Origin of the sequence: Dyadobacter fanqingshengii (assembly GCF_023822005.2) — a bacterium.
Taxonomy (GTDB): Bacteria; Bacteroidota; Bacteroidia; order Cytophagales; family Spirosomataceae; genus Dyadobacter; species Dyadobacter fanqingshengii.
Map to the genome: position 1 here is coordinate 2045067 of NZ_CP098806.1, position 11797 is coordinate 2056863.

Annotated in this window: 6 protein-coding genes and 2 riboswitches; all 6 genes read right to left on the minus strand. The window is 49.3% G+C overall.

All coding sequences use genetic code 11. The features are described from left to right. Positions 1 to 7 precede the first annotated feature (7 nt). The 6 genes from cbiB to NFI81_RS08295 are packed head-to-tail and all read right to left on the minus strand — an operon-like array spanning position 8 to position 10970. Entirely contained in the window at positions 8 to 949 is a 942-nt protein-coding gene (gene cbiB / locus NFI81_RS08270; protein WP_234612975.1) for an adenosylcobinamide-phosphate synthase CbiB, read from the minus strand. Beyond that, positions 928 to 1950 (minus strand): pyridoxal phosphate-dependent aminotransferase, encoded by a 1023-nt coding sequence (locus NFI81_RS08275; RefSeq protein WP_234612974.1) that lies wholly within the window; start codon positions 1948 to 1950, stop codon positions 928 to 930. The genes cbiB and NFI81_RS08275 overlap by 22 nt, the downstream gene beginning before the upstream one ends. Before the next feature lie 3 nt (positions 1951 to 1953). After that, a complete protein-coding gene (locus NFI81_RS08280) occupies positions 1954 to 3441 on the minus strand; it encodes a cobyric acid synthase (RefSeq protein ID WP_234612973.1) in 1488 nt (495 codons plus the stop codon). Then, positions 3425 to 5332 (minus strand): magnesium chelatase subunit D family protein, encoded by a 1908-nt coding sequence (locus NFI81_RS08285; protein ID WP_234612972.1) that lies wholly within the window; start codon positions 5330 to 5332, stop codon positions 3425 to 3427. Before NFI81_RS08285 ends, NFI81_RS08280 begins: the two co-directional genes overlap by 17 nt. Before the next feature lie 18 nt (positions 5333 to 5350). Further along, on the minus strand, positions 5351 to 9634 hold the full coding sequence (cobN, locus tag NFI81_RS08290; protein ID WP_234612971.1) for a cobaltochelatase subunit CobN: 4284 nt from the start codon (positions 9632 to 9634) through the stop codon (positions 5351 to 5353). 1 nt (position 9635) lies between these two features. Continuing rightward, complete coding sequence (locus NFI81_RS08295; protein ID WP_234612969.1) at positions 9636 to 10970, minus strand: cobyrinic acid a,c-diamide synthase CobB; 1335 nt, start codon at positions 10968 to 10970, stop codon at positions 9636 to 9638. A gap of 149 nt (positions 10971 to 11119) precedes the next feature. Further along, a riboswitch (cobalamin riboswitch) is annotated at positions 11120 to 11304 on the minus strand. 76 nt (positions 11305 to 11380) lie between these two features. Continuing rightward, positions 11381 to 11594, plus strand: a riboswitch (cobalamin riboswitch). The last annotated feature ends 203 nt before the right edge of the window (positions 11595 to 11797 follow it).

The window sequence follows — 11797 nt, forward strand, 5'->3', positions numbered from 1 at the left end:
CGTCGGCTTAAGCCGACGGCCAGAGGGTTAAAAAAATACTGCAGAACAATACGGCGGCGAGGCAGACGCGCTGATTGATTCGTGCTACTCTTTCAATTTCTATATGCTCTATAAGCCGGTCATTTGCTCCGATAAAGGGCTTCTCGACGACAATCCCCTGATAAACATTCGGACCGCCAAAGCGGCAGTCGAGAATGCCCGCCAAAGCAGACTCGGGATAGCCCGCATTCGGGCTTTTGTGGTTGTTGCCGTATTTGAAAATAAATCGCAAGCCGCGACTGCTGCCGGTTACGAGCACCATCAGCAATGCGGTAATCCGGGCTGGGATGAAGTTAGCCACATCATCCAGCCGCGCCGCAAATTTCCCGAATTGCTCATAGCGCGCATTGCGGTAACCCAGCATGGAATCCATCGTGTTGATCATCTTGTAAGCCATCATGCCCGGCGCCCCTGCCACGGCGTAATAAAACAAGGGAGCCACAACGCCGTCGCTCAAATTCTCCGACATTGTTTCAAAAACGGCTGTCCTGATCTGCTGCGCATTCAATTGAGAAGTATCCCTTCCAACGATCCGGGAAAGCTGCATACGACCCGCTGCAAGCCCTCGTTTTTCCAGCACTTCAAACACATTACGCCCTTCTGCGATAAGGTTTTTATTCGCAAGCCCATAATACACCCAAATGCTATTGATCACCACAAAAAGCCATTTAAACTCAAAAATGACATTATTTAACAGTGTTAAAATAACATACACAAGCAAAACCAGGATTGAGGACAGCAATGCTCCTTTAATAATTTTATTATGGCCACGATTCAAATTACGTTCTCCAAAGGCTATAGCATTGCCAAATAATCGCATTGGGTGAGGCCAATGATCGGGGTCACCGAGCAACAGGTCCAGCGCATAGCCGACGACCAGCGGCACGATCAGTAATAGCGCGTTTTCCATGCTTCCATCGCGTTAATGAGCAATTCATTTTTCTCCGGGTTTAGTGTGGCAATCCTGAAATGCTGGCGTGTCAGATTTCTGAAATTACCCGCATCCCGGATCAGGATCCGGTGCTCTTCCAACAGGAAAGTTTTGAGCTGGGCGGCATTCCGGATGATGGTTTTGGCCAAAAAAAAGTGCGTTTCGCTGTCTTCAATTTCCAAGGCCTCATTTTGCCTGAGTCGGTTTGTAAGCTCATTTTTATCCATTAATAGTTGCTCCACCGGTGGCTGGACTGCATTGAAATGATCAAATATGAAAGAGCCTGCAGCAAGTGCCACGGCATTAACCGACCAGGGTTGTTTTAGGCGCAGTAAACGGTCAATCCATTCATTCTCGGCAATGATGTATCCCAATCTTAGTCCCGGGATCGCATAGGCTTTCGTGAGCGACCGCATAATGATCAGGTTTTCAAACTGGCCTAAGGCTTCCAACATTGATTCCGCAGCAGGTGCGAAATCGATAAATGCTTCATCCACAACAAACACACAATGCCGGTTAAGGCGCAGCCAATCACGGAGATCAGGAAAATTGAAACCCGTCGGGTTATTAGGGTTACAGATGAAGACAAGGTCGCTTTTCAGTCGGGGCAGTTCTAGGCATTCTTTCCAACTCAAAAACTGCATTTCGTGCCCGTGCATGGCACACGCGTCTTCATACTCCGAAAATGCGGGTGTCACAATTGTGGTTTTCTTTCCGGCAAAAAGCTGTGCAATGAGGTAAATGCTTTCTGTCGTGCCGTTTGCGACCAGCACCTGATTACCCGAAAGCCCGTGATGGGCGGCGATTTTTGCCGTCAGACTTTCGGCGGCCACCTCCGGATAGCGGTTGATATCAGTCCAACTCCCGAAAATATACTCTTTCAAACCCGCCGGCTCTCCTCCATACCAGACATTGGTGCTGAAATCAGCCAAAATCTGGCCGCCGTAGCGGTAACCATCATCTCCATGCCCGTGCAACATACGTTAGTTTTTGAGGGTTTTATAAATCAATTCCATATCCACATGAGCCCGGATCAGATCCGCCAGCTTGTCATACTGCTCCTCTTTGAACGCCTGGAAACTTGTCTGGTTATCAGGATTATCGGTGGCATAAGGTCGCAAAATCCGGGCGATCACATCGTCATTATCGAGGATTCCATGCAGGTAAGTCCCCCATGTTTTGTCGTCGAGGAAATAGCCGTCCTTGCGTCCATCGGACAATGTTGCTACTGCTTTTTCCTGTCCCGTAACCACCGTTTCACCCATATGGATCTCGTATCCCAATGACGCGCTTTCGCTTTCCAGGAACCGGAATTGGCATTGTAAAGTCGTTTTCTCAGCTTGCAGCGTGGTCGAAACCGGTAAAATGCCCAGGCCGGGAACACTCTCCATGTTTCCTTCGACATGGTGCGGGTCCCGGATCATTTCGCCCAGCATTTGATATCCCCCACAAATTCCTATCACCGTTTTGCCGGATTTGTGCGCCAGTAAAATAGCCTTGGCAACACCATTATTTTTGATAAAAAGCATATCATCAATGGTATTTTTGCTACCCGGTATGATCACGATATCTGCTTTTGCTATCTCGTTCGGATCGCTGGTGTAGAACAGGTTGACCCTGCTGTCATTTTCCAGCCGGGCAAAATCTGTGAAATTGGAAAGGCGCCGTAACAGGACAACGGCCACATTAACCTTACCCGAAGTGGAAGTTTTAAATTTGGATTCCAGCGAAACGGAATCTTCCTGCTCAATGTGGATATCGCGGAAATAAGGCAGAATCCCCACCACCGGCAGCCCGGTAAGATCTTCCAGCATCCGCTTCCCATCTTTGAACAAGCGACCATCCCCTCTGAATTTATTGATGATAATGCCTTTCATGCAGGCTTTTTCCTCTTCGGTGAGCAATGCGATAGTCCCGTAAACACTGCCAAAAACACCTCCCCGATCAATGTCGCCGATCAGGTAAGTGGCTGCTCCGGCGTGGGCGGCCATGCGCAGGTTCGTAATGTCGCGGTGTTTGAGGTTCAGTTCGGAAATGCTTCCCGCGCCTTCCATCACGATCGGGTTATATTTTCCTGAAAGACGGTCGAAAGCTTGTTTTACAGATTCGAACAACTCACGACGGTCATTGGCCATAAAATACTCGTAAGCCGACTGGTTACCAACGGGTTTACCATTCAACACAACCTGTGAAGACTTATCGCTCGTAGGCTTTAAAAGCACCGGATTCATATCCGACAAACACGGTATACCCGACGCTTCGGCCTGCACGGCCTGCGCCCGGCCAAGTTCCAGTCCGTCCGCTGTGACATAACTGTTCAGCGACATATTTTGCGCTTTAAATGGTGCAGGCTGAAACCCGTCCTGCTTGAAAATCCTGCAAAAACCAGCCGTAATCACACTTTTTCCGACATCCGAGCCTGTGCCGACAAACATAATCGGCCGCAGCGACCGCTTAATGTTGTCTGTCATAAATTCTGGAATGAATGGTGTCCGTAATCGATTCAGCCGAAAGTTCATCCAGGGATAAATAGTCACCTGTCAGCGCAGTAGCAAGCTCCGTAGCCCGACCCAGCCGCAGGTAACCGTTTTCTGTGTCGAGAACCAATGATTTTATTTGCGTTTCGCCAATCATTGCAGCCAATTTCAGCGCCTGTTGCCAGGGATCGCCACCGCCTGCCAGCGGCACATTTGCTTTTCCATCGCTCAGGATGATCAGCAAAGGATTTATATCAATAGGCTGTTCTTGAATAATTTGTAGTGAAACCTGTAACGCGTGCGCCAGCGGTGTCCTTCCGCCCGTTGGTAAATTTTCCATCGCCTGTTCCGCAAATTCAATGCTGCGCGTCGGTTCCAGCAGCACTTCCGCTTCCACGCCCCGAAAGGCAATCACTCCCACCCGATCACGTTTTTGATATGCATCCTGCAGCAGCGCAAGCACGCTCCCTTTCACAGCCTCCATTCGCTTCCCAGCCGCCATGGAGCCCGAAGCATCCACCACAAAAAGGATTAAGTGCCCTGTCTTTCCAGCCTTAATCTTCTGTTGCAAATCCTCTGTTTTGATTTCCAGGACGTCCGAATCCGATGTGGACGCTTGCCTGACGATCGCGTGCCGGATCGTGTCGGAAATGGCCAGACTGCCATCCGTTAATTTCTCCGCACCAATCTGAAATCCCTTTGGCATATCCATCGTTTTCGTACGGCGACCTGCATTCAACCCAGGCGAAAAAATAGCTTTATCTAAATGTATTTCAGGGATTTGACTTAAATTTCCTGGTAAAAAAACCTGCTCAGTTGCATTAGGCGGGCAATTTCCTTCTGAACATTCGTCCTGATTGTCATTGTTTCCGGGTTGCGATTCTTCGCCTTTTTGCCGCTCTTTGCCAGCATTATCGCGTGGTGATTGCGAGCTTTCCGGTGCGTTATTGGTTTGTGACTGTGTGTTATTTTGTTTCTGATCAAAAGGCTTTTTTCCTTTTCTATGCATCAAAACCAGCTCGGCTGCTTCGCGGATATCATCAGCATTAACAAGTTTTCTATTGGCCAGTGCAGCAATGGTAATGGCGGTTTTATAAAGGACAATGTCGGCCCGCAAGCTCGCGACCGACCATTCCATGCAAAGCTGGCTGATCAATGTCAGCAACCCTTCCGGCATTTCGACTGCGGGTAGCAGGTTTTTGGCATTTGTAATTTGGTTTTTCAAAGCCAATTGCGAGCTGCTCCAATGCGTAATGAAAGCCTCAGGACTGTGCTCAAAAGATATCCGTCTTTTAACGACTTCGGTTCGTTCGGTAACATCCTGCTGCGCTTCCACCTCTACCATTAAACCAAAGCGATCAAGAAACTGCGGGCGCAGATTGCCTTCCTCTGGGTTCATCGTCCCAATCAGCACGAAACGAGAAGGATGTGAAATCGAAAGTCCCTCACGCTGAATGGTATTGACGCCCGAAGCCGCAACATCCAGCAGGATATCAACAAGGTGATCGGGCAGTAAATTGACCTCATCCACATACAAAAAACCGCGATGCGCAGTTGCGAGCAAACCCGGTAACAGCTTTTTTCTCTTCTCCGAAACCATCGCCGCAATGTCCAGACTGCCGATAACCCGATCCTCCGACGCGCCCAACGGCAGGTCCACAAAAGGCACCGGAATCTCTTCTGAATGCCCCGCATCCTCCAACGAATTTTCTGCTTGGATGTAAGGCATTACCGCTGCTAGTCCTCTTGCCGCCGTCGTTTTCGCCGTGCCCTTTTCGCCTTTGATCAGCACACCGCCGATAGCAGGGTTTACCGCGCAAAGCAGCAGTGCTTTCTTCAATTTATGCTGCCCTACTATCGCAGAAAATGGATATTGTTGGCTCATTTACAGTTTATTAATGTGCTATTCCGCCCGTACTTCCAGGAGCGCTTCGCTTTTGATATACAAATCCTTCAATCCCTCCAAAGTCCCTTGCGAAGGAGCCGCCCACATGCCGCGCTGCACAGCTTCCAGCAATCTTTCGGTAATGGCGTTGAGCGCCCAGGGGTTACTTTCTTCAAAAAACTGCTGCATTTGCGGATCCAGGGCATAGGTTTCGGCCAGCTTCTCATACATCCAATCCTCTGCAACCTGAGCTGTCGCATCATAGCCAAAAATGTAATCGACCGTCGCAGTCAGTTCCAGTCCGCCCTTGTAACCATGTTTTTTAATACTTTCTATCCATTTGGGATTGATCACCCGCGACCTGAAAACGCGCAATGTTTCCTCTTTTAAATCCCTTACAACCGGCAATGCCGGATTTTGAGAATCTCCGAAATAATGTTTAGGCTGCTGTCCTGTGAGGTTACGGATCGTGGCGATCATTCCGCCGTGAAATTGCAGGTAATCGTCGCTGTCAAAAATGTCGTGTTCGCGGTTATCCTGGTTGTGCAGCGCAACTTCCACGCCCGCCAGCCGCTGCCTGAATTCGCTCCTCGCATCCACGCCCTGTGCGTTTTTGGAATAAGCATATCCACCCCAGTTGACGTAGGCTTTGGCCAGATCCGCATCCGAATGCCAGTTCCGCTCATCGATCAATGGCAAAATCCCTGCACCGTATGTCCCGGGTGCGGCGCCAAAAACCCGGTAAGCGGCCTTTTCTTCGGCCTCTTCAATGGTGAGATTGTCGTCCTTTTGTAATGCTGATAAATCTTTTAAATAATGTTTTCTGACAAAATTCTTTTCCAACGGCTCGTCCCGGGCAATGACCATTTGCACCGCATCATCCAGCAGATCGATCAAATGCGGGAACGCATCGCGAAAAAACCCGCTGATCCGTGTCGTCACATCGATACGTGGACGACCTAAATCGGCCAGTTCAATGATCTCAATGCCAGTAATGCGCCTGCTTTCGGCCTGCCAAACCGGACGAACGCCCAATAACGCCAGCACTTCGGCCACATCGTCCCCGTGCGTACGCATGGCGCTTGTGCCCCAGATGCTGATCCCCACGCTTTCGGGATAGCGACCGGTTTCTTTGAAATGCCTATCCAAAACCTCATGCGCAAGTTGCTGTCCCACTTCCCAGGCGGCTTTGGAAGGCAACACGCGCGGGTCGACGGCATAAAAATTACGTCCGGTAGGCAAAATATGAGCCATACCACGCGTAGGCGCGCCGCTCGGACCGGCGGGAATGTAGCCTCCTGAAAGTCCGTGAAGCAAATTGGTAATCTCCTCGTCCGTCTGTTCGAGATTAGGGAGCAGCTCACCGCAAACGAATGACAGAATGGATCTGATCTTGGCAAAACCCGCATGAGCAGGTGTAAGATTAAGCGTCTCGGAAATCACCTGGTCAATGGAAGCGGGCGCAAAACGATGATGTTCCAGCAACCTGAACAAATGATTGCTCAGCTCGTCAATCACTTCCAATGCATCTGCGCCCGTAAAAACCGATCTTCCGGCAAGCTGTTCAATATGAGGAGTAACAGCATGCAGTTTTTCTCCTTTTTTTGTGAGGATATCATTCAGTTCAAGGCCGAATAAGGTTGCTAATTCTGATTGCAAACCGGGAATGGAGCCATTTTGAAGCCTGGTTAGCGCTTGAAGCATGTCCACCAGTGCGTCGCCGGCTGGCATTTCGCCCAAAGTATGCAGCCCGTTACGGATCTGAGCTGCGCCGAGTTCACACAAATACCCATCAATGTCTTCAATGAGGTGCGCAATGTCCTTTCCATCCATTTCTGTAAGGCTTACCGGCACACCCTCAGGCGTCATTTCTTCGTCCCAGTCATGCTTGTGGTCGCCGTGGTCGCGGCTGAGCATAGCAGAAAGGTCGGTATCGAGGTTTGTCTGGCGGATCAGCTCCCATATCTGTCTTTGCAGCAGCGGCAATTTGGATGGATCCAGACTTTCGACCTGGTAATACTCATCAACCAGTTGCGTGAGTTGCGCAAGTTCGCCATAACTGTCAGCAGAAGTCATGGGCGGCGTGAGATGGTCGATGATGACGGCATGTGCCCGTCGTTTTGCCTGCGATCCTTCCCCAGGATCATTGATGATAAATGGATAAAAAAGCGGCATATCGGCCAGCAATGCATCTGGAAAGCAATTTTCGGAAAGGCCGATGCCTTTTCCCGGAAGCCATTCGAGCGTCCCGTGCTTGCCTACATGCACGATTGCGTCGGCGCCCCAGCCGTCGCGTAACCAGCGATATAGTGCGTAATAATGATGTGTTGGCGGCAGATCGGGCTGGTGATAAATGGCGTCCGGGTCCATGCCGTAACCCCGCGGCGGCTGCAATGCGACAAAAGCATTGCCCAGATCCAGCCCGGCTAGGGCAATCTGTCCGTGATGCACAAAAGTTTCGCCGGGAGCCGGTCCCCATTGCGTGGTAATCTTGTTTTTCAATGCTTCCGGCAGCTCTTCAAACCATTTTTGGTATTCATGAACCGGGACATGTCCGGCCGCGTGACCGAGCTGTTCATTGGTCAAATAATTTTGGTCATACGAGCAGCGATCGATCAATGTATGGATCAGTTCGTTGCCTGTTGAGGGCAAATTCCGGATGTCATAATCTTCCGCCTGCATCGCCCGAAGGATGTTCATCAGCGAGGCCGGCGCATCCAGGCCCACTGCATTTCCTATCTGCGATGCTTTTGTATTTGAATTTGTGAAAATAAATGCGATCCGCTTTTCCGCATTCTTCAAATGTCTTAACCGCGCAAAACGGAGCGCCAGGCCAGTAACCATTTCCACCCTGTTATCCAGCGGTTCGTAGCCTTTGGTTTCTTTTCCTTTCTCCTTAAACGAAACCGGAACTGTAATGATCCGGCCGTCAAATTCAGGGATAGCAACATTCATGGCCGTATCGAGCGGGTTCAGTCCCCGTGACGAAGTTTCCCACGGTCCGCGGCTCATGCCACTGGTAATTGCCTGTAAAATAGGTACATCCAGATTTGCCAGTGCAGTGACCGGCTTGCTGATGGTGCCAGCAGGTTGAATGTCTGTAATTGCAAATGAAATGGTGTTGATCAAAACATCGACCTTGACATCCTTATGATCAAAATATTGAAACGCGAGCGGCTTGCCTGAAACCGGGTCGATTGCTTTTAAGGAGGATGTAAAAACGGGCAGCACATTCACATTCCTGTTTTCCAGCGAACGTATTATTGTGTCCACGAAATGCGTATTTCCGCTGATCCAGTGTGCGCGGTAAAATGTCAATGCGATGGTCGGAAGTCTCGGATCTTTGTATTTCACCCAATCGTTGATGTCTGCGTTTTCTGGCAGATCGGGATGGTAAATGCCGTGTTCGGGTAGTTGCAGTGCGGGTTCGGCACCGAAGCCGGTCATGAGCAAATGGTCTGAAAGATAGCACAGTAACGACGTAAAATTGATGTAACCTCCCGCTTGCAGGTAATGCAATGTTTCCTGCAAAATGGCGGGCGAAACAGTCGAAACGGCAGCAAAATCGGGATTGAGCTCGCCGGTTCCACTGACAATGATCAAATGCTGCTGCCGCTCCTTGGCCAGCCTCACGAGCTCGCCATAGCCCGGAATGCTGCTCAATCTGCCGTGGATCCGGATTACAATGATCTGCGCTTCGGCCAGTTCCCGGCCAAGCAATTGCGCCATTTGTTCTTCGCTTTTCACCGCCAGCAAACTGATCCCCATTGTTTTAGGAAAATCCTCCGGCAAAGTTTCCATGGCGCGGTTTAATGTCAGCAGATCCGTGTCCGCATGAGTTAAGAAGACGATGCCTTCCGTCGGTAATGCCGGCTGTCCGCTGATTGTGGCGGCTTCGGAGCCTTTCCAGGTGTAAAACTGAAATACATATTCGGCCAGATCGGCGGGCGGAACCAGGTAGCGGTCTGCCTTCACCATGCTTTCGATGTAATCGAAAATGGCGATGATCTGCCACTCACTGTTAATGGAATGAAACCAAACCGAATGCCCGTCGAAAAGCAAAGTAACCACATTCGCCAGCGTGCAAGGCCCCAGACAGCCGCCCTTGGTCATGTGCACCACGTTGCGCAGCTTCCTTTTGAGCCACTCACTTTTGTACAATTCCACGGGAATCGCGGCATAACCACGGTCCGTCCGGCCACAGCAGCAGGCATTGTAGCAATACGACAAATGCCCCCGTCGCTGCACAAGGTTGATCGCTTTTCCGTCCGCACGGGTGATTCGCTGGCGTTTGGTTGTCATTTTAAATGGCTAATAGATTTTTTATAAATGACTCATTATCTGCCCAATACAAATGCATGTAAGAAGCAAATGTGTTGTGTTTTCTGTAAATTTTGGTTTCTGTCTCTATGCCCTTTGCATTGGTGACGCGCACGGCCTGCGGTTGCATCTCGTTGTCCATCAGGCTGCTGTAATGAAACTCGTGACCTTTAATGGCAACATAATTCCATTCTGCGACGCGGTAACCCAATGTCATTTTTGGATTTTGCATGGACGTGGTGCAATCCAGGACTTCGGCCATTGGAAATTGCTCGCCATTATGATCTGTAAGAGTTTTGGCCAGATACATCAAACCGCCGCATTCCGCGAGGGCTCGGCCGCCATTGCTGCAATAAGCATTGATACTGGCCCGCATAGGCTTATTTTCACTCAATTTCTGTGCAAATAATTCGGGGTAACCGCCGGGGAGATAGAGGAAATCGGTTTCTGGCAAATGTTCGTCATGCAAAGGACTGAACCACTTTATCTGCCCAAACCTGGACAGCATTTCAATGTTTTCCTGATATAAAAATGTAAAAGCCTCATCTTTTGCAATGCTGATTTTCAGGTTTGCCAGCTTCGGGTTTGCATTGACTTTATAACCAGCATTCTCCTGATCAGAGCGATGCGTAATTTCAAGTAACCGGTTTAGATCCACAGTTTCAGGCAATGCTTCCGCCAGATTTTCTATGATCTTTTCATAGTCCGTTTCGCCCGAAATATGCAGGCCCAAATGCCGCGAGGGAATGCATACTTCCTTATTATGAGGAAAATACCCCAACGCTTCCACACCAGCATCAACGCATGCTTCCTTTAAAAAGCGGTAATGCGACTCCGCGCTAACGAAGTTGAAAATAACACCAGCAACATTGATTCGTTTGTCAAAATTCTTGAAACCAAACAACAAAGGAGCCGCTGAATAAGCCATGGATTTCGCATTAATAATCAGAATCACAGGCACATCAAGCAAGTGGGCGATCTCGGCGCTGCTGCCTTGCATTTTATCAGACCCATCAAAAAGGCCCATCACGCCCTCAGTCACCGAAACATCTGCCTCAGAATTATATTTTGCATAAATATCCCGCACATGACTCTCCGAAGCCATGAATGTATCCAGATTAATGCTCTGCCTTCCCGCAGCCGAAGTATGGTGGATCGGGTCAATATAATCCGGCCCGCATTTAAAAGGCTGCACCTGCAAGCCCCTGTTTCTCAGCGCCCGCAGCAACGCCAAAGTAAGTGTAGTCTTACCCGAATTACTCGACGGCGCGGAAATGAGGAAGTGGGAATGGTGGCCTGCAGACCATACTTTTAACATAGTTAAGCTGAGTTAAAAGCTCTTGCCAGAATTTTAAAATGCAGACGAAACGAAGGTAGAATGGGGAAGTATGGGCGAATTACACCCGATAATCGCGGTTCAAAAAAACCGGACATATCCAGACCAGACGAAGCTTCATTTCGCGGAAGCATTGTCAACAAAAAAAGGCAGGTCTCCTGACTTGTAACATTTACACCATCCTTCCCGGTTGTCCAGTGGATATCATTCCGATGTAAACTTTAATCGTTACTTACAGTTGCGCGACAGCTCGTGATTTGCACACGATTCCCTATTAATTCACGTGGTTAGTAAAACCTTTTTCTATTGGAAAAACAAAGTAAAGAACTATTTCAAGGCTGTAAAAGTAGGGGAATTTATAGTTTTTCTCGTTGCGTAAAACAAAAAAACTCCATCTTTGCGGCTCAATTGGTTCACGTCTTTGGGCGTGATGAAAAGGGAATCCGGTGTAAATCCGGAGCAGTACCCGCTGCTGTAAGTTCATAATAAGCGTTGTAACAGGTTTGTGCCACTGGGGCGATTGAATGAGTTAATGATCATTACCTCTCCCCGGGAAGGCGTTGCAACGGAACGAGTCAGAAGACCTGCCAGTCGATAATTTATCCGGATTGCTTTCGGGAAGAAAGGCAATAGGACACTGGCAGTGGCTCTTTTCGGGCTGTTGCCTGCTCCTGCATTATTCCCCGAGTTTTTCGAGATAAGAATTTTTTCACTTATCTAACCGACACGAAAAACGAATGGTCAACATTCTTCTCCTTGATTCTCTGTTACTGGGTGTCCAGCATTCATTCGAGCCCGACCATATGGCG

Coding starts and splice junctions, on each gene's coding strand:
- cbiB (WP_234612975.1), bottom strand. CDS start 949: ATGGAAAACGCGCTATTACTGATCGTGCCGCTGGTCGTCGGCTATGCG.
- NFI81_RS08275 (WP_234612974.1), bottom strand. CDS start 1,950: ATGTTGCACGGGCATGGAGATGATGGTTACCGCTACGGCGGCCAGATT.
- NFI81_RS08280 (WP_234612973.1), bottom strand. CDS start 3,441: ATGACAGACAACATTAAGCGGTCGCTGCGGCCGATTATGTTTGTCGGC.
- NFI81_RS08285 (WP_234612972.1), bottom strand. CDS start 5,332: ATGAGCCAACAATATCCATTTTCTGCGATAGTAGGGCAGCATAAATTG.
- cobN (WP_234612971.1), bottom strand. CDS start 9,634: ATGACAACCAAACGCCAGCGAATCACCCGTGCGGACGGAAAAGCGATC.
- NFI81_RS08295 (WP_234612969.1), bottom strand. CDS start 10,970: ATGTTAAAAGTATGGTCTGCAGGCCACCATTCCCACTTCCTCATTTCC.